A 23764-nucleotide genomic window follows, 5' to 3' on the forward strand; every position below is an offset into this window, starting at 1 on the left:
TTGTCATGCAGGCACGAGGCAAGGTTTACGTCGAGGGTTCGCGGCCCGATGTCCGGGTGCCGTTCGCGGAGGTGGAGCTGACCGGGGACCTTCCGCCGGTGCGGCTCTACGACACGTCCGGCCCGGGGTCGGACCCATCGGTGGGGTTGCCAGCGTTGCGGGGTCCGTGGATCGCCGAGCGGGGTGACGTGGCACCGGTGCGAGGTGCGGGTACGCCGCTCGCCGGCGCGGACGGACGTCGTCCCACCCAGCTCGCGTACGCGCGGGCGGGTGTGGTGACGCCGGAGATGGAGTTCGTGGCGATCCGGGAGAACGTCGACCCGGAGCTGGTGCGCGCCGAGATCGCCGCCGGTCGGGCGGTGTTGCCGCTCAACGTCAACCACCCGGAGTGCGAGCCGGCGATCATCGGAAAGGCGTTCCTGGTCAAGGTGAACGCCAACATCGGCACCTCGGCGGTCAGCTCGTCGGTCGCCGAGGAGGTGGAGAAGCTGACCTGGGCCACCCGCTGGGGCGCGGACACCGTGATGGACCTGTCCACCGGTAAGCGGATCCACGAGACCCGCGAGTCGATAGTGCGCAACTCGCCGGTGCCGATCGGGACGGTGCCGATCTACCAGGCACTGGAGAAGGTCGGCGGCGACCCGGTGAAGCTGAGCTGGGAGGTGTTCCGGGAGACCGTGATCGAGCAGGCCGAGCAGGGCGTGGACTACATGACTGTGCACGCGGGGGTGCTCCTGCCGTACGTGCCGTTGGCCGTGGACCGGGTCACCGGGATCGTCTCCCGGGGCGGTTCGATCATGGCGGCGTGGTGCCTGGCGCACCACGAGGAGAACTTCCTCTACACCAACTTCGAGGAGCTGTGTGCGCTGCTCGCCCGCTACGACGTGACGTTCTCCCTCGGCGACGGGCTGCGGCCCGGCTCGATAGCGGACGCCAACGACGAGGCGCAGTTCGCCGAGCTGCGTACGCTCGGTGAGCTGACGAAGATCGCCTGGGCGCACGACGTGCAGGTGATGATCGAGGGCCCCGGTCACGTGCCGATGCACAAGATCAAGGAGAACGTGGACCTCCAGCAGGAGTGGTGCCACGAGGCGCCGTTCTACACGCTCGGTCCGCTGACCACCGACATCGCGCCCGCGTACGACCACATCACCTCGGCGATCGGCGCCGCGATGATCGGCATGTTCGGCACGGCGATGCTCTGCTACGTCACCCCGAAGGAGCACCTCGGCCTGCCGGACCGGGACGACGTGAAGGCCGGCGTGATCGCGTACAAGATCGCCGCCCACGCGGCGGACCTGGCCAAGGGTCACCCCGGCGCGCAGGACTGGGACGACGCGCTGTCGAAGGCGCGGTTCGAGTTCCGCTGGGAGGACCAGTTCAACCTCTCGTTGGACCCGGAGACAGCGCGTTCGTACCACGACGCGACGCTCCCGGCCGAGCCGGCGAAGGCGGCACACTTCTGCTCGATGTGCGGCCCGAAGTTCTGCTCCATGAAGATCACCCAAGAGCTCAAGGAGTACGCGGCGCGCGGCATGAAGGACAAGTCGGAGGAGTTCGTCTCCGGCGGCGGACGGGTCTACCTGCCGCTGGCCTGACCGTCGCCTCGCGTGCGCCCGGGGTGGCCTGACCGTCCCCTCGCGTGGCCTGGACCGTCCCCTCGCGTGCGCCCCGGGATGATCCACTCGGGTTCACTGAAGTCGCGGTATCCGCGCGGGCGGGACAGCCCGATTTCAGTGAACCCGAGTGGATCAGTGCGCTACCCGAGCAGCCACTGACCCGCCGGCCGGTGGGTCAGTCGCGGTGGTGCCGGCCGGTCGAGCGCAGCGAGCGTCGACCGCTCTCCTGCTGCGGCTCGTTGTCCGACACCGGCTTGCCCAGACCGGCGACCCAGTCGACGAACTCCTCGTCCTGCGTCGGCAGGGCCTCTGTCATGTTCGACGCCTCGGCGCTCTTCTCCTCGCCCCGGGACCGGTTGCGGCGGAACAGACCGCCGAGCCGCCCACGCCGGGAGGGCTGCTCGGCCACCGTCGCGGACGCCGTAGCGGCCCCTGTGGGGTCGGTGCTCGCCGGCTCGTCGGTGCCTGCCCCGTCGCCGGTGGCGCTGTCAGTGGTGGTGGCGCTGTCAGTGGTGCTGCTGGTGCTGCCCGTGCCGGTGCCGATGCCCGTGCCGGTGCCGGTGCTGGTAGCGGGGCCGTTGCCGGTGGGCGTGCCAGCTCCGTCCGGCACGGTCGGAGGCTCCGTCGAACCGGGGTGTCTGGCCCCAGCGGCCAACTCGCTTGCCGTGGCCGGGCCGGTCGGGGCAGTCCACGTCGCCGAATCGTCCGGCGACTCCGTCGGCTCGCTGCGGCGAGAGGTGTCGAACGCGTTCCAGGTGGCAACCCGGCTCAGGTCCGGCAGCGGCACCCGGTGCCGGGCCCTCGGCGTCTGCCCGGTTGACTCGTCCGGTCCGGTCGGCGGCTCCGACGCCGTCGCCCCCGGCTCGGATGCCTGCGGTGGGACCGTCCAAGCCGGGGTGACCGGCCAGGCCGACGGTGCGGGCGTCCACCGGACCGCGTCCGGGTCGCTGGCGGCGGTGACCCCGAAAAGCCCGCCGGTGTGATCGTCCTCGGTGGTGGGCCGCGCGCTCTTCGTCTCGCCAGCCCCGGCGGCCGCAGATTCGCTGGCCGAGTCGGCCAGCCGCGCCGTGGAGGCAACGCCGGGCCCGTCCGGGGTACGCGACGAATCGTCCGCCGCCGCCTTCGTACCGGCCGGGGTGGCCGCTGCTCCTGCCGGACCGGTGACGGGTTTGGGTGTTCTTGGCGGGCCGGCGGTGGTGGGGGTGGGTGCTTTGGGTGGGCCGGCGGTGGTGGGGGTGGGTGCTTTGGGTGGGCCGGCGGTGGTGGGGGTGGGTGCTTTGGGCGGCCCCGCGCTCGTGGTCGGCGTGGGTGTTCTCGGTGGGCCGGCGGTGGTGGTGGTGGTGGGGGTTGGTGTCCTCGGTGGGCCGGCGGTGGTGGTCGGCGTGGGCGTTCTCGCTGGGCCGGTCGTGGGGGTCGGGGTGATGGGGGTCGGGGTGACGGGGGTCTTCGTCCGACCGGTTCTGGTGGTCGGGGCCACTGCGCTCGCGGGGATTGTGGAGGTCGGGGTGGCGTCGGTGGCCGGGCCGGACTCGGAGCCCTGACCCTCGGTGTCGGGCACGTCGGTGCCGGCGGCCGTCGCGTCGGTGCTCGTCGACCCCGATGCCGACGCACCCTCCGCCGGGTTGGTGGTGGCGAGCGGGCTGGCCTTCGGCTTGCGGGCCCGGCGGGGCTTGACCGTCAGCGGTGCATCCGCCCCGTCCGTGCTGGTCCCGTGCGTGCTCACCCCGTGCGTGCTTGCCCCGTCCAGGTTGGCGCGGCCCGCGCTGACCTCGTCCCCACTGGCTGTCCCCGTGCTGGCGGCGGCCGGGCCGGTCGTCCCCGTGCTGACCTTGTCCCCACCGGCAGTTCCCGTGCTGGCGGCGGCCGGGCCGGTCGTCCCCGTGCTGACCTTGTCCGCACCGGCTGTTCCCGTGCTGACCTTGTCCGCACCGGCTGTTCCCGTGCTGGCGGCGGTCGCGACGGCGGGGTTTGTGCTGGCGGCGGCCGGGCCGGCTGTCTCCGTGCCGACCGTGTACGCACCGGCCGACCCAGTGCCGACCTTGTCCGCACCGGCCGTCCCCGGGCTGGTTGCGCCCGTGCCGGCTGCTGCCGTACTCGCCATGCTCGCGTCGGCTGCTGCCGTGCTGCCCGTGCTGCTCGTGCCCGTCACGCCCGCATCGGCTCCTGCCGTGCTCGTGCTGCTCGTGCTCGTGCTGTCGGTGCCGGCGTTGGGTCCCTCCGAGCCGGTCGGGGCGGCGGTGCGCCCGCCGGTCGGCCTTACGCTGGTGCTCGTCGCGGTCGGCTCGTCGGCCGCCGGACCAGCTGTCGGAACGGCGGCATCGGCGCGTCCGGCTGTGGTGCCGACAGAGCTGGTGCTGGTCGAGCTGGTGGTGGCGGGGTTGGCCGAGCGCGTGGTCTCGGCCGGGGAGATGACATCGTCCCGGCCCAACGAGGGCATCCGCCGTCTGGCGGTGAACTCACCGGTCGGATCGGTCAGCCAGCTCGCGGGCTCCGCCGGAGCGGCGGGAGTCGCACCGTGCTGGCCGCTGGCGGCGGTCGCCGGCCAGTCCCAGTGCGCCGGGACGGTGCGTACACCATCGGAGCCGCCGGCGGCACGCGGACCTGGCGCGGCGGCGGCCAACTCCCCGACCGATGGCGACCCGACGGACAGCGGCGCTGCGGCTGACGACCCGGCGGGCGTCGGCGTGTCGGTCCGGTCGGCAGTGGCCGTGTCGTTCGCCGGGCTCGTCGACGCGGCGTTGGGCAGGGCGGGGCCGGTGGGCAGCGCGCCCAGGATGTCGCTGGGCTCGATGGCCGTGGATTGAGCGGTGCGGGCGCGCGACGGCCAGCGCAGCAACGCGGCGGCGGCCGCGCCGAGCGCGCCGGCGAGGATCGCGATCAGAGCGCCGTAGTACGGATTCACCTGGTAGCGGTCCACGGAGTCACCCGGGCCGGCGGTCAGGTAGGCGAACGCCACGAGCACCGGACCGGCCACCCCGGTCGCCCCGCTGATCAGGGGCTCCTGCCCCCGCCAGCGAGCCAGCCCGGCGGTCGCGGCCCCGGCCAACAGCGCCACGATGGGCAGCAGGAGCAGTGCCAGCCGTTGCGCGACGGCGTCGTCCAGCCAGCTCGGCTCGAGCACGCCGAGGCGGACGGTCGGCAGCGGCCCGGCCGTGCCGAGTGACGGCAGGACGGAGATCAGCGCCAGCAGCCAGATCGCGCCGGCCACCGCCGCCATGTTCCAGCCCAGCTCGGGTCGGAGCAGGACGGCGGTCGCCGCGCCCGCTCCGATCACCGCGCCGAGTACGGCGCAGATGCCCACCGCCCAGACCGGGTCAACGGAGATCAACTCCGCGGCGCGGGCGGGCTGCATGCAGAGCGGGGCGATGACCGTGGCGCCGAGTGCGGCGGCGCCGCCGATCGCCAACTGCCGGCCGGTGCTGGCTGCCGGCGCGTCGCTGCGAGCGAGGCGTCCGGTCAGGACAGCGCCGACGACTGCGGCGTTCGCGGCGAACCAGCCCACCCAGACGAGCTGGGCGGGCCACTGGTTGACTGTCGTACCGGTGAAGGCGCCGGTCAGCCGGACGATGCCGAAACCGTACGCGACGCCGAGCTGGCCGGCTCCGGCCAGCACGCTCACCCCGAGCGCCGTGAGCAGCAGTCTGCCCCAGGTCCGAAAGGCCATGTCCGGCACGTTACGCACCCCGCACACCGGACCGCCACCGGCACGCCGCGCGGCGTGCCGGCTCGCCGCTCGGCGGGTCTACTTGAGTTCGACCAGTCGAGCCAGGTAAGTCGTGTCTCCGACATTGGTGAGCATGTGTACGGCTCCCGGGTCCCGGTAGACCACTCCGCCGGTGGGCTCGTCGGCGTCGATCCGGGTGCCGTCGATTGTCTGCACGACGTTCTTCGCGCCCTCGATCGCCACCACCAGGTACGGGTGATCATGCCGGTGCAGCGGCTGCCGCTCACCCGGCTCAAGCCGGATGTGCCAGACCCGGACCCTGTCGTTCTCGAACACGATCTCCTGGCCCACCGGCCCGAGTTCGGTTCCGTCGATCACGTCGGTCATCGTTCTCCGTCCAGTTGCGGAAGCACCTCGGCGGCGATCAGCTCAAGGTGGTCGAGGTCTGCGAAGTCGATCAGGCGCAGGTGTACGCGGGTGGCGCCGATCGCGGCGAACTCGCCGATGCGCTGCGCGAGCTGCGCGGGTGAGCCGACCACCGGGTCCTCCGGCGGCAGCGCGCTCTTCTCGTGCAGAGGCGCGGCCCGCCGCTGGGCCTCTGCGTCGGTCCGTCCGATGGCCACGACGAGCCCGGCGGAGAGCACCAACGGCGCTCGACCGGACTCCGTCCGACCGATGCGCTCGCACGCCTCACGCACCCGGTCGAAAGCCTTGGCGGTGTCGGCCACGGACTTGAACGGCATGTTGAACTCGTCGGCGTACCGGGCGGCCAGTTCGGGGGTGCGCTTGGGGCCGCGCCCGCCGACGATGATCGGCGGTCCGGGCACCTGCACCGGCTTGGGCAGGGCCGGCGCGTCGACGAGGCGGTAGTGGTCGCCGTTGAAGCTGTAGGTCTCGCCGGACGGGGTCCGCCACAGCCCGGTGATCACCTCAAGCTGCTCGGCCAGCCGGTCGAAGCGTTCGCCGACCGGCGGGAACGGAATGCCGTACGAGGTGTGCTCGCGCTCGTACCAGCCGGCGCCGATGCCCAGGTCGACCCGGCCGCCGCTCATCTGGTCGACCTGCGCGACCATCATCGCGAGAGGGCCGGGCAGGCGGAAGGTTGCCGACGTCACCAGGGTGCCGAGCCTGATCCGCTCGGTCTCCCGGGCCAGCGCGGCGAGGGTCAGCCAGGCGTCCGTGGGGCCGGGCAGACCCGGGTCGGCGCCCATCGACTGGTAGTGGTCGGCGCGGAGGAAGCCCTCGTAGCCGCAGGCCTCGACCAGTCGGGCGAACCGGAGCTGCGTGTCGTAGGTGGCGCCTCGGTTCGGCTCGGTGAAGACCGACACCCGCATGGTCATCGTCCTTCCGCGCCGGCCGCGGCCGGCTTGTCGCGTTCCATCAGCAGTTCGTGCAGGTCGGCGCTGACGCGGGCGACATCGGCCAGGTGGGCGTTGCGGCCCAGGGTGCGGGGTCGGGGGATGGCGACGTCCACCACCTTGCGGATCCGGCCGGGGCGGGGACTCAGCACGACCACCCGGTCGGCGAGCAGCACCGCCTCGTCGATCGAGTGGGTGACGAAGACGATCGTCGGCTTGTTCTCCATGTGGACCCGTTGGAGTTCGCCGGAGAGTTCCTCGCGGGTGAGCGCGTCCAGCGCGGAGAACGGCTCGTCCATCAGCATCACCCGGGGCTCACCGATCAACGACCGGCACAGCGACACCCGCTGTTGCATGCCGCCGGAGAGCTCGTGCGGGAGCCGCTTCTCGAACCCGGCCAGCCCGGCCACGTCGAGCAGTTGCCGGGCCCGCTCGCGGTGCTTGGCGCGGCTCCAGCCGAAGATCTCCACCGGCAGCAGGACGTTGTCCAGCACTGTGCGCCAGGGCAGCAGCGCCGGCTTCTGGAACAGCATGGCGATGTCCTGGCGGGGACGGGAGATCGGCGTACCGGCCACGGTGATCTGACCGGCGGTCAGCGGGAGCAGGCCGGCGATCAACCGCAGCAGTGTGGACTTGCCGCACCCGGAGCGACCGAGCACGGCGACGAACTCACCCTCGGCGACGTCGAGGTCGATGCCCCGCAGCGCCTCCACCCGGCCGGATCGGCCCTCGAAGGTACGGGACACCCCGGTCAGTCGGATCATCTCCGGCGCACCTCCGCTGAGTGGTCGGTCAGGAATCCGACAAAGGCTAGCGGCGTGTCTGCCTATCGAACCGTCCGGGGTGGTCATGAGGTTGTTTCCGATCCGCAACCCGATACGTCTGGCGTCGCAACTGTGCCTTTCTCGTACGCTGTGCCCGCGAAGAGTCCCCCCACGACGGCGGCGTCCGGCTCCACCCCTCCCGCCGGCCCGTCATGACAACCCCCTCCGGCGGCCCGTCGGCCCCGGCTGGAAAGGACATGGTGCTACTGATGAGAAGGCTGACCCGTACGGTCGCTACGGCCGCGCTGGCCACTGCCCTCGCTCTCGTTTCCGCCTGCAGCAGCGGGTCGGACTCGTCTGACGCCAAGGGCGGCAAGGGCGGGGCGCTGGAGAAGGTGACCTACCTCACCTCCTTCGGCAACTTCGGCCGTGACTCCTACGCCTGGGTGGCGAAGGAGAAGGGCTACTTCAAGGACGCCGGCTTCGACGTCGAGATCAAGCCTGGTCAGGGCACCGGCGGCGTGATCCAGACCATCGTCGGTGGCCAGGCCACCTTCGGCCCGGTCGACCTCACCGGCAGTCTGCTCCAGGTCGGCAACGGCCAGGCGAAGGACTTCACAGTGGTGGCCGCGATCCAGCAGCGCACCATGGCCGGCATCGCCTCGGTCGAGGGCAAGAACATCGCCTCGCCGAAGGACCTGGAGGGCAAGAAGCTCGCCGACACCCCCGGCTCGGTGGTCCGCAACCTCTTCCCGACGTACGCCCGGCTGGCCGGCGTGGACGCGAGCAAGGTGACCTGGGTCAACGGTGAGGCGCAGGCCCTGATCGGCACGCTCGCCTCCGGCGCCGTGGACGGCATCGGCCAGTTCGTCGTCGGCCAGCCGACCATCGAGGCGGTGGCCAAGAAGAAGGCCGTCATGCTGCCGTACAGCAACGTGATGCAGGACCTCTACGGCAACGTGCTGATCACCTCCTCGAAGATCGCCAAGGAGAAGCCCGAGATGGTGAAGCGGTTCACCACTGCGCTGCTCAAGGGCCTCGAGTACAGCCTGGCCAACTCCAAGGAGGCCGGCGAGATCCTGAAGAAGAACGTCGACGCCGCCAACCCGGTCGCCGCCGCCGCCGAGCTGGAGCTGATGGCCGCGTACGTCCGGTCCGGCAACACCGGCACCGCGATCGGCACCCTGGACAGCGGCCGGGTCGCCAAGAGCATCGCGATCCTCCAGGGCGCCGGCGCGCTCAAGCAGAACATCACCCCCGAGCAGATCATCGACTTCAGCCTCGCGCCGAAGGCCTGATCGTCCGGTCGTCACCGGGGGTACGTCTCGCCGATTTCCGGTGGGGCGTACCCCCGTCGCTCGTCGGCCCCCCGGGGCCGTGGGATTTCGAGGAGGACAAGATGACCGACGTCCGGTCGGTGGACCCGGCGGTGGCGGCATCCCCACCCGTGGGTGTCGGACCCGAGGCGGGGCGAGCAGGTCGAGGCGCCGGTCTCGGCGCCGGGGCCGGGGCGGCGCTGCTGCCCGCGGCCGGCCTCCTGGTGGCCCTGGCGGCGTGGTGGCTGATCGCCCGGCTGGAACTGGTCCATCCCGCGGCTCTGCCACCGCCTGGCGACGTGCTCACCGCGTTCGTCGACAAGCCCGCACAGATGCTGGAACACACCTGGGACACCCTGCTGGAGATCCTTGTCGGCTTCGCGCTGTCGGCGGCGGCCGGCATCCTGATCGGACTCTCGCTGGCCAGCTCCCGAACGGTGGAGCGGATGTTCACCCCACTGTTGGTCGCGGTGAACGCGGTGCCGAAGATCACGCTGGGCCCGCTGTTGGTGGTGGCGCTCGGCTGGGGTCAGAAACCGATCCTGACGATGGTGTTCCTGCTCTGCTTCTTTCCGATAGTGCTCTCCACCGCGACCGGGCTCACCACCACGCCGGCCGACCTGGCCGAGCTGGTGCGTTCCTGGAACGCCTCCCGCTGGCAGGCGTTCCGCAAGGTGCGCTTCCCGGCCGCGTTGCCGCAGATCTTCGTCGGGCTCAAGGTGGCCATGCCACTGGCCGCGATCGGCGCGGTGATCGGTGAGTTCCAGGCCGGCGAGAGTGGCCTCGGCTACGTCATCACGCAGTACGCGGGCGTCGGTGACACCGCCACCGCGTGGGCGGCGATCATGTTGGTGGCGTTGGTGAGCATCCTGCTCTACTCGGCGCTCGTGCTGACCGAACGGATCGCGCTGCCCTGGGTCCGCGAGACCACCAGCAGTCGCTGACCACCCGAGAAACGTGACGGGCCGGCCTCCCCATCGGGAGGCCGGCCCTTTCTCGTCGGACCGTCCCAGTCACCGCACAATCAACAACGTTTTGTTGATCATGCGGATAGCGCTAACCCGCCAGGCGCCAGCGGCCGTTGCGGGCCACAAGCGTGGTGAGCGCCTGCGGCATCAGACCGCTGTGGTTGTCCGGCGTCATTCGGATCGGGCCCGACAGGCCGTCCATCTGGGACGTTTCGAGCACGTCCCGAATGCCGGTACGGTTCACCTTCCCGGCCTCACCACCGGCGCGAAGTTCCGCGTCGGCGATCAACTGGATGGCGTCCGCCGCGAAGGACGAGGACCCGTTGTATCCGCCGTAGCGCGCGGTGTAGTCCTGGAACCACTGCCGCCGAGCCGCCTTGGCCGGGGTCGTCGCGATCACGTCGTCGATCACCATCGTCTGGGTGAAGATCAGCGTGGCCCGCTCGGTGGCCCTGGCCGCCGCACCGAGGAAGAGGTCACCGGCCGCACCCGCGTCGAAGAAGAGGGACCCGCGGAAGGTGGTCTGCTGAGCGCTGGTGGCGGCCAGCGTCGCCTGCTCCGGCGGGGTCCAGAAGACCAGCGCGTCGAGCTTGGTCGCCGTGAGCTGTTGGATCTGCTGGCTGACGTCGGTGTCGGTGGTCTTGGCCCGCTGCTCGCGAAGCGTGATGTTGGCCTTGGTCAACTCGCTCCGGAGCGCGGCCGCGCCCTCCCGGCCGTAGTCGTCGTCGCTGAAGAGCGCACCCACCTTGCGGATGTTGTTGCGACGCAGTTCCGTGGTGAGCGCGGCAGCGCTGTCCGGGGCGTTGGGGCCGAGCTTGAACACGAAGCGCCGTTCGGCGGCCGGGCGGGCGATGGCGCCGGAAGCGGCGAGCGCAATGGTGGGAATCCGCTTCTCGTTGATGGTTCCAACCGCACCGACCGCGCATTCGTTGCAGCCACCCATGATGATGGCGCTGACCTGAGAATCGCTGCTTAAGTCGACGATGTTGCGAAGTGACTCGGCCGGGTCGGAACGGTTGTCCTTCACCTTCAGCACGATCTTCCGGTTGTTGAGTGCCCCGGAGGAGTTCAACTGGTCCCTCTTGAGTTCCAGCGCGCGCTGGTATGCCCGCCCGACGGGGGCGGCGGCGCCGGAGAGTTCGAGGTCGGCAGCGATCACGATCGGACTCGTGTCCTGCTCCGCCCCGCCGAACTGGCAGCCGGTGAGCGTGGTGGCCACTACGGCCGATGCGAGCGCCGCGATGGTCGCGGAGCGGATGGGGCTCAACTCAGTCCTCCAGGTGCGGGCGCGGGCGCTGCCCGGTCACCGCCGCTAATCCGTCCTCAGTGGAAGACGGGATCTCCTCTGCCGTACGGTGTGCGCGAAGCCTGCAAAACCTTGCCAATGGCCGGCGCTGTGGTCAAGCGCGGACCCCGGCAGCACTTTCGGGACGGCCATCCCACATGCTGGGGTAACGCAATGTTTGCAAAAGCTCACTTTGCATACACGCGTGACCACTCAGGAGTTACATGCCCTGTTCAGGGGCTTGCGGAAATGAAGGTATCAGTTGCCCGGATCACGGGATGCGCTCCGTCCGACCGTTTCCTACCTCACTGCGGCTTCCCAAACAGGATCTTCTCTGATGAAATCGCGGCCGTGCCGCGCGTGGTCCCCTCCGCTTACGGCATGGCTCGGCGGGTCAGGTGGGGAAGAAACGACGGAGGCGATGTCGTGAGCACCGGACCGACGACCCTGCCCGCGCTCGGCGACAGCGCTCGGCCCGCCCGCCGGCGGATGCCGAGACTGCGCGACGCCCGGATCCGGTCCAAGCTGGCGTTGATCCTGGTCGTCCCGGTGGCGGCGGTGATCGCGCTGGCCACGGTCCGGCTGATCGCCGTTGGCGAGGGCGCCTTCGACGCCACCCGAGCCCGGTCGCTGACGGCCCTCTCCATCGACGTCAGCGCACTCACCCAGGACCTCCAGGCCGAGCGGATGGCCGCGGCGGCCTACCTGGCCACCCCGCAGCAGCCGGCCGACGCGTACAACCTGCGGGTCCGCCAGACGCAGCAGAAGGTGGACGAGTACCGCGCCGAGCGGGGCCGGATCGGCGAGGTGCCGACGGCGCTGCGGGACCGCCTCGCCACCATCGACGACCACCTCGCCACTCTGGACGGCACCCGGCAGAAGGTGCTGGACCGCCGGCAGATGGCGGTCGCCGAGGCGGTGCTCCGCTACGGCGTCATCCTCACCGACCTGGTCGCCTACGGCGACGGCCTGGCCCAGCTGCCCGGCGACGAGAGCCTGTCGGACAGCCGCCGCGCGGTCTCCGCGTTCGCCCGCGCCAAGGCCTCCGTCGCCGAGGAGGAGGCGGTCGCCTTCACCGCGCTGACGGCCGGCCAACTCGACTCGGAGCAGTTCTCCTCCTTCGTGGCCACGCTGACCAGTCAGCAGGAGGCCCTCGTCGCCTTCTCCCTGGCCGCCGACCCGGTCCAGCGCGCGCTTGTCGACAGCACCGTCTCCGGTGACGCGGTCGGCCTGGCCGACCGGGTCGCCAACGACATCACCCGATCGGTTGGGCAGCGCCCGCTGGTCACCGCGCAGGACGCCACCGCCGCCATCGGCGCCGTGAACGACCTGATGCGCTGGGCCGAGATCCAACTACAGGACCGACTGCTCGATCAGGCAGACCAGGCCCGCTCGGATGTCATCCGACAGGCCGTGATCGAGTCGGTTCTGGTGCTGCTGACCCTGATCATCGCCGTGTCGCTGGCCGTGGTGCTGGCCCGCTCGCTCAACCACTCGCTGCGCCGGCTTCGGGAGGGTGCCCTCTCGGTGGCCAACCACGACCTGCCCGACGCGGTGCGGCGGTTGCAGACCATGGGCAGCGTGGGCGACGGCGGGGTGGAGGAGATCGTCCGCCAGGTGCGGGACCCGATCCAACTCAACAACCGCGACGAGGTCGGCCAGGTGGCGTTGGCCTTCAACGTCGTCCACCGCGAGGCGGTGCGGGTCGCCGCCGAACAGGCCGCGTTGCGTACCAGCGTCTCGGCGATGTTCCTCAACCTGGCACGTCGTAGTCAGACCCTGGTCGACCGGATGATCGGCGAGCTGGACGCGATCGAGCGCGGCGAGGAGGACCCGAAGCGGCTCGCGCAGCTCTTCGAGCTTGACCACCTGGCCACCCGAATGCGCCGCAACGACGAGAACCTGCTGGTCCTGGCCGGCGCCGACTCCGCCGTGCCGCGCCGCGACGACGCGCTCGTCGTGGACGTGCTGCGCGCCGCCCAGTCCGAGGTGGAGCTCTACAACCGCATCGAGTTCGGGACCGTGGACACCGACATCTCGGTCGCCGCGCACGCCGTCAACGACGTGGTACGCCTCGTCGCCGAACTGCTCGACAACGCCACCCGGTTCTCACCGCCGAACACCACTGTGGTCGCCGACGGTCGCCGGATCCGCGACTACGTCCTGATCCAGATCGAGGACCGTGGGCTGGGCCTCACCGACGAGCAACTCGACTCGCTCAACCGCCGGCTGGCGGCCCCGCCGAGCGTCGACGTCGCCGCGTTCCGGCTGATGGGTCTGGCCGTGGTCAGTCGGCTCGCCTCCCGCTACGGCATCCGGGTGGAGCTGCGTCGCAACGTCGAGGGCGGCACCGTCGCCCAGGTGACGTTGCCCGCCACCACAGTGGTGCTGCCCAGCAGCCGGGGCCGTGACCAGGTGCTCACCCGGCCGCGTCAGCCGATGGCCGTGGAGCAGACGCCGCTCACCCCGGCCGATCACAGCGAGCAGTTCGCCGGTGCCGCGACCGCGGCGGCGACCCTGCCCGACCAGTGGCGCACCAACACGCCGGCTCCCGCCCAGTGGCAGTCCCCGCTGGACTCGCGGGACACCACCCCTGCCGTACAGGCTGGTGGCTTCGGCGCCACCCGCTCGCCGGCACCGGCCGCCCCGACTCCGGCCGCCCCGCTCCCGCCGGCGCGGCCCGCGTACGGCACCAACGCGGGTGCCTCGGCGGGTGGCCCGACAGTGGCGTACCCGACCATCGATCCGCTGCCCCGGCGCGGCTCGACCGCGGAGGCCGCGGACGGCCGCGGCGCCCCCGGTCTGCCGGTCGGCCCGGTCGCCGGCGCCGGCGCTGTGGCACCGCCGCCAGCGCCGTCGGTGCCCGCCGCACCGGTCACCAACCGGCCGGACTTCCCGGCCGAGGCGCCGATCTTCCGGGAGATGGAGGCGGTCTGGTTCCGGTCGCACGGCGACGACGCCACCGCGATCTTCACCCGGCCCACCTTCGACGAGCCGCCAGCACCCGCCGCTCCGGCCGACGCCGGCCTGCGCACGGGCAGCGGCGGGCGGCCGAGTGCCGCGTCCGCGCCGCCCACGGCACCGGCCCGACCGCCCCTGCCGACCCGCACACCGGGCAGCTCCCACACCGACGGCACCACCACGCCGGGCACCGGGGGCCGGGACAGCGCGACCACCGGCGGGCTCGGCACACCGCCGTCGTACGCGCCGCCGCCGGCCGCCCGGCCGACGCCGGCCGCTCCCGCCGCTCCCACCGTGCCACCCGTGGACCCGGATGCCTGGCGGACCGCGGCGGACGAGGGCTGGTCCCGGGCCAGCCGGGCCGCCGAGCCGGCTCCCGCCGGGACCACCCGCTCCGGGTTGCCCAAGCGGGTGCCGCAGGCGCAGCTCGTGCCGGGTGGCATCGAACCGAAGAGCGGCCGGGACCGCAGCCGGCGGACCCCCGATGAAGTACGCGGTCTGTTGTCGGCCTACCACCGCGGTGTACAACGTGGTCGGACGGCCGGAACGGACCTGAACAGCACCTCGACCAAGGAGAGCCGATGAACAGGCCAGCTGCCATGCAGGACATGGGTTGGCTGCTCACCAACTTCGCCGACAGCGTGGCGGGCATCGCCCACGTGGTGGCGGTGTCCGCCGACGGGCTGCTGCTCGCGTCCTCCCGGGATCTGCCGGCGGACCGGGCCGACCAGCTCGCCGCGATCACCTCCGGCGTGGTGAGCCTGACCGAGGGCGCTGCCCGGATGTTCAGCGCGGGCGGGGTGTTGCAGACAGTCATCGAGATGGACAGCGGGTACCTCTTCCTGATGTCGATCAGTGACGGGTCGTCGATGGCCGTGCTGGCCGCGCGCAGCTGCGACGTGGGCCAGGTGGGTTACGAGATGGCGCTGCTGGTCGAGCGGGTGGGTGCCGCGCTGGTGCCGCTGCCGCGCGACGCGGTGCGCTCGTAGCACCGAGAAGACGGCGCTCGGCCGCGCGCCGAGTCAGGAAACGGGAGGCGGCACACACCGGCTCCGCGGGGGACGAGGAGGTGATCGGGGATGGACCAACGGCGCGCTGACCCGCGTGGCGCGCTGGTGCGTCCGTACGCGGTCACCCGAGGTCGTACCGAGCCTCGGCAGGACATCGCCCTGGAGGCAGTCCTCACCGCGTCCCCCACCCAGGTTGCCGAGTCCCGTTTCGCCGGGCATGACAAGCACCGCATCGCCACGGTCTGTGAGGGCCGAGCACAGTCGCTGGCGGAGATCGCCGCGTATACCCGGATGCCGCTGGGCGTCGCCCGGGTGTTGGTCGCCGACATGGTGGCCGAGAGCCTGCTGACGTTACACACTGCTGCTCCCGCCGAGGGGTTCGAGGAGCGGATGGAACTGCTTGGAAGGGTGCTAAGTGGACTTCGCAGGCTATGACCCCGCTGGGGGGCGGCCAGGCCGGGGAATCGTCTCCGCGAAGATCGTCGTCGCGGGCGGTTTCGGCGTCGGCAAGACGACACTGGTCGGGGCGATCTCCGAGATCACACCGCTGACCACCGAGGCGTTGATGACCGCGGCGGGTGTCGGCATCGACGACCCGTCCAAGGTGCCGGGCAAGGAGACCACAACGGTCGCCATGGACTTCGGCCGGATCACGATGGCCCAGGACCTGATCCTGTACCTCTTCGGTACACCCGGTCAGACCCGGTTCTGGTTCATGTGGGACGAGATCATCCGAGGTGCGGTGGGTGCCGCCGTCCTGGTGGACACGCGCCGGATCACCGACGCGTTCGCCCCGCTCGACTACTTCGAGAACCGCAACCTGCCGTACGTGGTGGCGCTGAACCGGTTCGACGGTGCTCCCCAGTACGAGCTGGAGGAGGTCCGCGAGGCGTTGGCCATCTCGCCGCAGGTGCCGCTGGTGATGACCGACGCCCGGCACCGGGACTCGGTCAAGCAGGTGTTGGTGACTGTCGTCGAGCACGCCATGCTGCGCCTCCAGGCGGAGCACGGACGGGGCTTCCCCACGCCGGTCGGCTGATGCGTGGTGTCACGGCCGGCACCCACCGGCCGGCCGTGACGCCCTAGTCGACGCGTAGCCGGTAGCCGCGCTTGACGATCGTCTGCACCACGCGCGGCGCGCGCAGGCCAGCCCGGAGGCGGGCCACCGCCATCTCCACGGCATGCTCGTCCGCGCCCCGGGGCAGCGTCCGCAGCAGCGCCGTGCGGGACAGCACCCGGCCGGGGGACTGGGCCAGCGCCCGCAGCACCGCCATCGGGGCGGGGGCGAGCGGCCGCAACTCGCCGTCGATCACCGCGGCGTGCCCGCGCAGCGTGAGCAGGTGACCGCCGGCCTTGAACGTCACGGTCCGGCGGGGCAGCTCGTCGACGATGGTCCGCACCAGAGCCCCCAGTCGGGCCCGGCCCGGCGCGCTCACCGGCACCCCGTAGCGCAGCAACGGCTCGGCGGTCACCGCGCCGACGCAACTGGCCAGGACGTCACCGCGGAACGCGGACAACACCGCGTCGGTACGGTCCCCGGACGCGCGCAGGAGTGCCTCGACCGCGGGCGCCGAGGTGAACGTCACCGCGTCCACCAACCGGCCGGTGATCAGGTCGATCAACCGGTGCAGCGGCGCCGGGTCGGTCGGCGGGGCCCACCGGTAGACCGGCACCTCGATCACCGTGGCGCCGGCCGCCTCCAGTGCGAGAGTGCAGTCGGGCTGCCGCTCACCGTGCAGCTGCATGGCGATCACCTGCCCGGCCACGCCGCGTCGGCGCAGGTGGTCGACGACCTCGTCGCAGCTCTCCGAGGCCGGTGACCACTGGTCGTGCAGTCCGGCCGCACGAATCGCGCCGCGCGCCTTCGGGCCGCGGGCCACCACGTACGAGTTGGTCAGCACCGAACGCAGCGGCTCCGCCAGCCCCCAGCCCTCGGCCGCCTCCAGCCAGCCGCGCATGCCGATGCCGGTGTTGGCCATCAGGATGTCCGGCGGTTGGTCGAGGCAGGCGCGGGTCGCCTCGCGCAGCTCCGTGTCGTCGGACAGCGGCACGATCCGCAATGCCGGAGCGAGCACCACCCGCGCACCCCGCCGTTCGAGCAGCGCCGCCAACTCGTCGCGCCGCCGGTCGGCGGTCACCCCGATGGTGAAGCCCGCCAGTTCTTCGCGCATCAACCCTCCTGTCGCAGCCGCACCTCGACCAGCCCGTCGCGGCAGCGCACGTCGTGCCGCCGCACCGTCACCCCCGGCAGGTCGAGACAGTCCCCGCCGCGCAGGTCGTACACCTGCTTGTGCAGCGGTGAGGCGACCGTCGGCACCCCGCCACGGCTGCCGACGATGCCCCGGGACAGCACGTACGCCCCGGAGACCGGGTCGCGGTTGTCGATAGCGAACAGCCCGTCCGCGGTCCGGAAGAGGGCGACCTGCACCCCGTCGACCAGGGCGGCGACGCCCCGGTCCGGGTCCAACCGGTCGAGGAGACAGACGGGGGTCCAGGTCAGCGTGATGGTCTGGGTCATCGCCGTACCTCCGGTAGGCCGAGGGTGACCGGTTGCCGACGGTGCCCGTCGGTCGGCTCGGATCCGGTCGGGGAGTGGTCGCGTACGGGCACCGGCTGGCCGCGTTCCCGGCCGAAGGTGATCGACGGGTCGGGCACGTCGGGAGCGTTGACGAAGGAGGTGTAGCGGCGCAGCCGATCCGGGTCGTCGAGCACGTCGCGCCACTCGTCGGAGTACGTCGCCACGTGCCGGGCCATCGCCGCGTCCAGCTCGGCGCAGAGCCCCAGCGAGTCGTCCACGATCACGGCGCGCAGGTGGTCCAGGCCGCCGTCCATCGCCTCGATCCAGCCGGCGGTGCGTTGCAGCCGGTCGGCGGTGCGGATGTAGTAGATCAGGAACCTGTCGATCAGCGTGATCAGGGTTTCTGTCGACAAATCAGTGGCGAACAGGTCGGCGTGCCGGGGCCGGAAGCCGCCGTTGCCACCGACGTAGAGATTCCAGCCGGTCTCGGTGGCGATGATGCCGAAGTCCTTGCTGCGTGCCTCGGCGCACTCGCGGGCGCAACCGGAGACGGCGGACTTGAGCTTGTGTGGGGCGCGCAGCCCCCGATAGCGCAGCTCCAACGCGATGGCCAGCCCCACCGAGTCCTGTACGCCGTAGCGGCACCAGGTCTCGCCCACGCAGGACTTCACGGTGCGCAGCGCCTTGCCGTACGCGTGGCCGGACTCGAAACCGGCGTCCACCAGGCGTCGCCAGATCTGCGGCAACTGTTCCACCCGGGCACCGAACAGGTCGATCCGCTGCCCGCCGGTGATCTTCGTGTAGAGCTGGAAGTCCCGGGCGACCTCGCCGATGACGATCAGCTTCTCCGGGGTGATCTCGCCGCCCGGGATCCGGGGCACCACCGAGTAGCTGCCGTCGCGTTGCAGGTTGGCCAGGAAGTGGTCGTTGGTGTCCTGCAACGACGCCTGCTCACCGTCGAGCACGTGCCCGCTGCCCAGTGACGCCAGGATCGACGCCACCACCGGCTTGCAGATGTCGCAGCCGCGTCCCCGCCCGTGCTCGGCGATGAGCTGGGAGAAGGTGCGGATGCCGCGTACGCGGACGATCTCGAACAGCTCCCGCCGGCTGACGTCGAAGTGCTCGCAGAGCGCACTGGACTGCACCACCCCGGCCGCGTCCAGCAGTTGCTTGAGCATCGGCACGCAGGAGCCGCAACTGGTGCCGGCCCTGGTGCACGCCTTCAACGCCGGCACGTCGGCGCAACCGTCGGCGATGGCGGCGTCCACGTCGCCACGGGTCACCGCGTTGCAGGAGCAGACCTGGGCGGTGGCGGGCAACGCGCCGGCGTCCGCTCCACCGCCGTCGGGGGCGAGCAACGCCAGTGGAGCCGCCGGCAGCGGGCCGCCCACGCTGGCCCGCAGCGTCGGGTACGCGCTGGCGTCGCCGACCAGCACCCCACCGAGCAGTGTGTGCGCGTCGTCGGAGAGGACCAGCTTCGCGTAGACCCGGGTGGCCGGGTCGGTGAACGTGACGTCCAGGCAGCCCGGGGTCGTGCCGTGGGCGTCACCGAACGAGGCCACGTCGACGCCGAGCAGCTTGAGCTTGGTGGCGGTGTCCGCGCCCGGGAAGGTCGCCGCCCCACCGACCAGCCGGTCGGCCACCACCTCGGCCGTCGCGTACCCCGGCGCGACCAGGCCGTGGCAGGTGCCGTCGACAGCCGCGCACTCACCGACCGCCCAGATCCGCTCGTCGGCGCTGCGGCACGTCTCGTCGACGAGCACCCCACCGCGCGGACCCACCGGCAGACCGGACGTCCGGGCCAGCTCGTCGCGTGGCCGGATACCGGCGGCCACCACCACCAACTCGGCCTCGACCGCGCTGCCGTCGGAGAGTTCCAGGGCGGCGACCGCGCCGTCCGGGCCGGGCCGGATCGCCGTGGTGGCCACTCCGAGATGGGTTCGCACGCCCAGGTCGTCGACGTAGCGGCGGAGCATCGCACCGCCGGCCTGGTCCACCTGCACGGGCATCAACCGGGGCGCGAACTCGACCACGTCGGTGCTCAGACCGAGCAGCCGCAGGGCGTTCGCCGCCTCCAGACCGAGCAGCCCACCGCCGATCACCGCGCCGACCCGCCGGCCCCGCGCGTACTCCCGGATCGCCGCCAAATCGTCAAGGGTCCGGTAGACGAAGACCCCGGGCAGGTCGGCCCCGGGCACCGGCGGCACGAACGGGTACGACCCGGTGGCCAGCACCAGCGCGTCGTAGTGGTACTCGCCCACGGCGGTGGTCACCACCCGCCGCTCCCGGTCGAGGGCGGTGACCGGCTCACCGAGGCGCAGCCGCACCCCCTCGTGCGGGGTGTGCACGTTGAGCTCGTCCTCGCTCACCCCGTCGAAGTACGCCGAGAGTCGCACCCGGTCGTACGCCGGACGCCCCTCCTCGGCCAGCACTGTCACCCGCCAGCGCCCGTGCGGGTCGCGGGCGCGCAGCGCGTCGACGAAACGCTGCCCGACCATGCCGTTGCCGATGACGACCAGTTCGCCGTCGTTCATCGCGTCACCTCCACCGATTCCGCTTGGCTGAGCCAGTCGACGATGCCGCCCACCGCGTCGCGGCAACCGCCGCATCCGGTGCCGGCCCGGGTCGCGGCCACCACCGCGTCGACAGTTCGGGCCCCGGAGCGCCAACTGCGCACCAGAGCGCCCTTGCTCACCGAGTTGCACTGACAGACCGTGGCCCCGTCCGGCATCAGTGCCGGAGACGCGGCCGGTGTCGCGCCAACAGTGCCGAGTGCCCGGCCCAGCAGGAGTGCCCGCCGGTCGGTCGGCACCGGGTGGCCGCGGTCGAAGAGTTGGATCACCGTGCCGACGGCCGGGTTGTCGCCGAGCAGGATCGCGCCGACCAGCCGCTCGTCGTGGATCCGCAACCGGGCGTACGTGCCCCGGCTCGGGTCGGCGAAGGTCAGCTCCTCACCCGGCCCGCCGCCCACCGCGTCACCCATCGACGCGAGATCGATCCCGGCGGCCTTGAGCCGGGTCACCACCGGCCGGGGTCGGTAGCGGGCCAGCGGGTCCGTCCCGGTGAGCACGTCGGCGAGCACCCGGGCCTGGGCCCAGGCGGGTGCGACAAGCCCGGTGAGCACGCCGTCGTGCTCGGCGCAGTCGCCGATCGCCGAGATGGAGCGGTCGCTGGTGCGCAGCCGGTCGTCCACGAGCACGCCACGGCCGACGCTCAGCCCGGCCGCCTGCGCCAGGGCGGTGTCCGGGCGGACGCCGCAGGAGAGCACCAGCAGGTCGGCGTGCAGCGTCCGACCGTCGGCCAGGTCGAGGCGTACGCCAGTGGCGTCCGCGGCCACGCCGATCGCCGGCACCGCCAGGTGGATGTCGACGCCGAGACCGGCGAGCGTGCCGGCGAGCACCGCACCGGCCGCCGGGTCGAGCTGCCGTTCCATCAGGTGCCCACGGGGGTGCACCACTGTCGTGGTCAACCCGCGGGTGGCCAGGCCGCGGGCGGCCTCCAACCCGAGCAGGCCGCCGCCGAGCACCAGCGCGCTGCGCGCGCCGTCCGCCGCGGCGAGGATCCGTCGGCAGTCGTCCAGGGTCCGGAACGGCACCACCCGCTCCGGCAGGTTGGCCGGGTCGAGGCCGGGCAGTGGCGGCACCACCGCCCGCGCCCCGGTGGCCAGCACCAGGTGGTCGTAGCCGATGCGTTCGCCGTCGGCGGTGTGGACCTCCCGGGCGGCCCTGTCGACAGTGGTCACCGGCACGCCGGTGCGCAGGTCGATGCCGTGCCCGGCGGCCTCGGTCAGCTCCACGTCCGGCTCGTCGACCCGGCCGGCCAGCAGGGTGGAGAGCATGATCCGGTTGTACGCCCGGTGCGGCTCCGCCCCGAGCACTGTGACCTTCCGGTCGCCCTCCCGGGCGTGCAGCTCTCCGGCGAGGCGGGCACCCGCCATCCCGTTGCCGACGATCACCACCCGGGCGGTCATGCCTTCTCCACCCGGACCGCGCAGATCTTGAACTCGGGCATCCCGGAGATCGGGTCGACCGCGTCGTTCGTCACCGAGTTGGCTCGCCCGGCCCCCGCGTAGTGGAACGGGGCGAACACCGTGTCCGGTCGGATCCCGGCGCTGAGTCGGGCCGGTGCGCACAACTCTCCTCGGCGCGAGGTGACCCGCACCGGGTCTCCGTCGTCGACGCCCAGCCGGGCGGCCAGGTCGGGGTGCAGCTCGACGAATGCCTCACCGGCGGCGCGGCGCAGCGCGGCCACCCGGCGGGTCTGGGTGCCGGACTGGTACTGCGCCAACACACGGCCGGTGGTGAAGTGCAGTGGGTACGCCGCGCTGACCTCCTCGGCCGCGGGCCGGTGGTCGACGGGGTGGAACCGGGCTCGGCCGTCCGGGGTGGCGAACCGGTCGGCGAAGAGCCGTGGCGTGTCCGGCCCGTCCTCGGTCGGGCAGGGCCAGTAGACGCCGTCGTCGGCGTCGATCCGGGCCCAGTTGATGCCGGCGTAGTCGGCGGCCCCGCCGGCCGAGGCGCGGCGCAACTCGGCGAAGACGACGGCCGGGTCGGCCGGGAACCGCGCCGCCGCGACGTCGGTGTCCGTTGCCTCGGCGGTCGCCAGTCGGGTCGCGAGGTCGGAGATGATGGCCAGGTCGGTCCGGACGTCCGGCGGGGGCGGGCGGAGCGCGCGCCGGCGCAGCACCCGACCTTCCAGGTTGGTCATTGTGCCGTCCTCCTCGGCCCACTGCGCGGTGGGCAGCACCACGTCCGCGAGCGCGGCCGTTTCGGAGAGCAACAGGTCGGCGACGACCAGCAGGTCGAGGTCGCGCAGCCGGCCCTCGATCCGTGCCGCTCGCGGGGCGGAGATCACCGGGTTCGAGCCGAACACCAGCAACGCCCGGGGACCCGCCGGTGTGCCGAGCGAGTCGAGGAGTTGGTAGGCCGGCACACCCGGGCCGGGCAACTCGTCGGCCGGCACCCCCCAGACGCCCGCCACGTGCTCGCGGGCCACCGGGTCGTCGATCTTCCGGTAGCCGGGGAGTTGGTCGGCCTTCTGCCCGTGCTCCCGCCCACCCTGACCGTTGCCCTGGCCGGTGAGGCAGCCGTACCCCGAACCGTCGCGGCCGGGCAGACCCAGGGCGAGGGCGAGATTGACGTACGCGCTGACCGTGTCCACGCCCTTGGCGTGCTGCTCGGCACCACGGGCGGTCAGGATGATCACTCGACCGCCGGTGCCCAACGCGCGGGCGGTCGCCTCCAGGTCGGCCACCGGCACTCCGGTGAGTTGTTCCGCGCGGGCCGGCCACCAGGCGGCGACGCTGCGGCGGACCGCCTCGAACCCGGAGGTGCGTTCGGCCACGTACTCCCGGTCGACCCAACCCTCGGTGAGCGCGATGTGCAGCAGCGCGTTGGCCACCGCGAGATCGGTGCCGGGCAGGGGTTGCAGGTGCAGGTCGGCCTGGCGGGCGGTGGCGGTGACCCGGGGGTCGACGACGATCAGTTGCCCCCCGTTGCCGCGCTGCTCGGTGAGCCAGCGCACCAGCGGCGGCATGGTCTCCGCCGGGTTGGCGCCGACCAGCAGCAGCGTGTCGGCCCGGCCCAGGTCGGAGAGCGGGAACGGCAGCCCTCGGTCGATGCCGAAGGCGCGCATCCCGGCGGCTGCCGCCGAGGACATGCAGAACCGTCCGTTGTAGTCGATGTGCCGGGTGCGGAGCCCGATCCGGGCGAACTTCCCCAACGCGTACGCCTTCTCGTTGGTCAGGCCGCCGCCGCCGAAGACGGCGACCGCGTCCCGTCCGGCCGAGTCCTGGACGGCGCGGATGCCCGCCACGACCCGGTCGAGGGCGACGTCCCAGCTTGCCGGGCGCAGCGCACCGCTGGCGGGGTCGCGCACCAGGGGGGTGGTCAGCCGCTCCGGGTGGTCGAGCAACTCGGCGGAGGTCCAGCCCTTCTGGCAGAGCCCGCCGCGATTGGTGGGGAACTGACGGGGGTGGACCGTCACCCCGTTGTCGTCCTCGCGTAGCACCATCCCGCACTGAAGCGCGCAGTACGGACAGTGCGTCGCCACCTGCCGGGGTGCGGACCCCGATCGAGTTGCCGAACGTGCACCGTCTGTCATGTCGGCAAAGCGTGCCGCCAGGCGGTTTCCAGTCCGGGTCCCTTCTGTTTCGGTCCTGTCAAGTGGGGCTCACACCGCACGGGGGCAGTGGGCGTGGACGGTAGGTGGCGTCGTCGCGTCGGCGGTCGGCGCGGCGGCCCAGCTGCTGCGCAGTAGCGCTCCGCACTGCCTGCTGCCTATAATGTGGGAAATCTGTCCC

17 protein-coding genes are annotated in these 23764 nt (G+C 72.0%); 7 read left to right on the forward strand and 10 right to left on the reverse strand.

Annotation, left to right across the window (positions count from 1 at the left end):
• Positions 1–5 precede the first annotated feature (5 nt).
• Positions 6–1598: a phosphomethylpyrimidine synthase ThiC gene (thiC, locus tag AB0A95_RS23025; RefSeq protein ID WP_357557783.1), complete on the forward strand. Its 1593-nt coding sequence runs from the start codon at positions 6–8 to the stop codon at positions 1596–1598.
• Positions 1599–1794: 196 nt separating this feature from the next.
• Here the strand turns inward: thiC and AB0A95_RS23030 are convergent, their stop codons facing one another.
• From AB0A95_RS23030 to AB0A95_RS23045, 4 genes are all read right to left on the reverse strand, one after another.
• On the reverse strand, positions 1795–5283 hold the full coding sequence (locus AB0A95_RS23030; protein WP_357557784.1) for a hypothetical protein: 3489 nt from the start codon (positions 5281–5283) through the stop codon (positions 1795–1797).
• A 78-nt stretch (positions 5284–5361) separates the two neighbouring features.
• Positions 5362–5670 (reverse strand): cupin, encoded by a 309-nt coding sequence (locus AB0A95_RS23035; protein WP_088987605.1) that lies wholly within the window; start codon positions 5668–5670, stop codon positions 5362–5364.
• Positions 5667–6617 (reverse strand): LLM class F420-dependent oxidoreductase, encoded by a 951-nt coding sequence (locus tag AB0A95_RS23040; protein ID WP_357557824.1) that lies wholly within the window; start codon positions 6615–6617, stop codon positions 5667–5669. Before AB0A95_RS23040 ends, AB0A95_RS23035 begins: the two co-directional genes overlap by 4 nt.
• 2 nt (positions 6618–6619) lie before the next feature.
• Positions 6620–7405, reverse strand: a complete 786-nt coding sequence (locus tag AB0A95_RS23045) for an ABC transporter ATP-binding protein (protein WP_357557785.1) — start codon at positions 7403–7405, stop codon at positions 6620–6622.
• A gap of 269 nt (positions 7406–7674) precedes the next feature.
• Between AB0A95_RS23045 and AB0A95_RS23050 the strand changes: the two genes are divergently transcribed.
• Together AB0A95_RS23050 and AB0A95_RS23055 are read left to right on the forward strand one after the other, a co-directional pair.
• A complete protein-coding gene (locus tag AB0A95_RS23050; RefSeq protein ID WP_357557786.1) occupies positions 7675–8703 on the forward strand; it encodes an ABC transporter substrate-binding protein in 1029 nt (342 codons plus the stop codon).
• Between the two features lie 101 nt (positions 8704–8804).
• A complete protein-coding gene (locus AB0A95_RS23055; protein ID WP_357557787.1) occupies positions 8805–9665 on the forward strand; it encodes an ABC transporter permease in 861 nt (286 codons plus the stop codon).
• A gap of 112 nt (positions 9666–9777) precedes the next feature.
• On the opposite strand, the gene AB0A95_RS23060 is transcribed toward AB0A95_RS23055, so the two are convergent.
• A complete protein-coding gene (locus AB0A95_RS23060; RefSeq protein ID WP_357557788.1) occupies positions 9778–10956 on the reverse strand; it encodes an ABC transporter substrate-binding protein in 1179 nt (392 codons plus the stop codon).
• A 444-nt stretch (positions 10957–11400) separates the two neighbouring features.
• On the opposite strand from AB0A95_RS23060, the gene AB0A95_RS23065 reads away from it, so the two are divergent.
• The 4 genes from AB0A95_RS23065 (at position 11401) to AB0A95_RS23080 (ending at position 15984) form a co-directional block, all read left to right on the forward strand.
• Positions 11401–14520 carry a sensor histidine kinase gene (locus AB0A95_RS23065; RefSeq protein ID WP_357557789.1) on the forward strand — a complete coding sequence of 1040 codons (3120 nt, stop codon included), beginning with the start codon at positions 11401–11403 and terminating at the stop codon, positions 14518–14520.
• Entirely contained in the window at positions 14517–14924 is a 408-nt protein-coding gene (locus AB0A95_RS23070) for a roadblock/LC7 domain-containing protein (protein WP_030329975.1), read from the forward strand. Before AB0A95_RS23065 ends, AB0A95_RS23070 begins: the two co-directional genes overlap by 4 nt.
• Positions 14925–15014: 90 nt before the next feature.
• Positions 15015–15380 carry a DUF742 domain-containing protein gene (locus tag AB0A95_RS23075; RefSeq protein WP_007465174.1) on the forward strand — a complete coding sequence of 122 codons (366 nt, stop codon included), beginning with the start codon at positions 15015–15017 and terminating at the stop codon, positions 15378–15380.
• A complete protein-coding gene (locus tag AB0A95_RS23080; protein WP_184178649.1) occupies positions 15361–15984 on the forward strand; it encodes an ATP/GTP-binding protein in 624 nt (207 codons plus the stop codon). Before AB0A95_RS23075 ends, AB0A95_RS23080 begins: the two co-directional genes overlap by 20 nt.
• Before the next feature lie 43 nt (positions 15985–16027).
• Here AB0A95_RS23080 and AB0A95_RS23085 read toward each other — a convergent pair whose 3' ends face one another.
• Genes AB0A95_RS23085 through AB0A95_RS23105 form a run of 5 tightly spaced genes read right to left on the reverse strand, consistent with a single transcriptional unit; the run spans position 16028 to position 23565 of the window.
• Positions 16028–17116, reverse strand: coding sequence for a uroporphyrinogen-III synthase (locus tag AB0A95_RS23085; RefSeq protein ID WP_357557790.1), 1089 nt, complete (start codon positions 17114–17116; stop codon positions 16028–16030).
• Positions 17116–17463 (reverse strand): nitrite reductase small subunit NirD, encoded by a 348-nt coding sequence (nirD, locus tag AB0A95_RS23090; protein WP_357557791.1) that lies wholly within the window; start codon positions 17461–17463, stop codon positions 17116–17118. Before nirD ends, AB0A95_RS23085 begins: the two co-directional genes overlap by 1 nt.
• A complete protein-coding gene (gene nirB / locus AB0A95_RS23095) occupies positions 17460–19997 on the reverse strand; it encodes a nitrite reductase large subunit NirB (protein WP_357557792.1) in 2538 nt (845 codons plus the stop codon). Before nirB ends, nirD begins: the two co-directional genes overlap by 4 nt.
• Positions 19994–21433, reverse strand: coding sequence for an FAD-dependent oxidoreductase (locus AB0A95_RS23100; protein ID WP_357557793.1), 1440 nt, complete (start codon positions 21431–21433; stop codon positions 19994–19996). The genes nirB and AB0A95_RS23100 overlap by 4 nt, the downstream gene beginning before the upstream one ends.
• Entirely contained in the window at positions 21430–23565 is a 2136-nt protein-coding gene (locus AB0A95_RS23105) for a molybdopterin oxidoreductase family protein (protein WP_357557794.1), read from the reverse strand. The genes AB0A95_RS23100 and AB0A95_RS23105 overlap by 4 nt, the downstream gene beginning before the upstream one ends.
• Positions 23566–23764: the final 199 nt, after the last annotated feature.

Source organism: Micromonospora sp. NPDC049230 (assembly GCF_040647875.1).
Classification (GTDB): Bacteria; Actinomycetota; Actinomycetes; order Mycobacteriales; family Micromonosporaceae; genus Micromonospora.